This is a genomic window from Mesorhizobium sp. M7A.F.Ca.US.002.01.1.1, from assembly GCF_004022955.1.
GTDB classification, from domain to species: domain Bacteria; phylum Pseudomonadota; class Alphaproteobacteria; order Rhizobiales; family Rhizobiaceae; genus Mesorhizobium; species Mesorhizobium ciceri.
On record NZ_RZQE01001036.1, the window covers coordinates 1 to 524 of the forward strand.

The following is a 524-nucleotide window of genomic DNA, read 5'->3' on the forward strand; positions in this document are numbered from 1 at the left end:
CTCATCGACGGCGCTTACCACGATGTCGACTCCAGCGTTCTGGCCTTCGAAATCGCCGGCCGCGCCTGCTTCCGTGAAGCAGCACCCAAGCTTGGCGTGCAGCTGCTCGAGCCGATCATGAAGGTCGAAGTCGTGACGCCGGAAGACTATGTCGGCAGCGTCATCGGCGATCTGAACGGTCGTCGTGGCCAGATCCAGGGTCAGGAAGCACGTGGTGTCGCCGTGGTCATCAACGCGATGGTGCCGCTCGCCAACATGTTCAAGTATGTCGACAACCTGCGCTCGATGAGCCAGGGCCGTGCGGCCTACACGATGCAGTTCGATCACTACGAGCCGGTCCCGACCGCAGTGGCCCAGGAAGTCCAGAAGAAATACGCGTAAGGGTTCCTTAGCCATCGACGTCGCGTCTCTTGCGCGGTGCCGGATCTGAAGAGCGAATAACAATTTCCCCCAAGCGGGTAGAATAGACGGAGAACGATTATGGCCAAAGGTAAATTCGAGCGTAACAAGCCTCACGTGAACAT

1 pseudogene is annotated in these 524 nt (G+C 58.6%); it reads left to right on the forward strand.

The window, feature by feature from the left end:
- Nucleotides 1-381: pseudogene (fusA, locus tag EN932_RS37570) on the forward strand (elongation factor G); the annotation flags it as partial.
- Between the last annotated feature and the right edge of the window lie 143 nt (nt 382-524).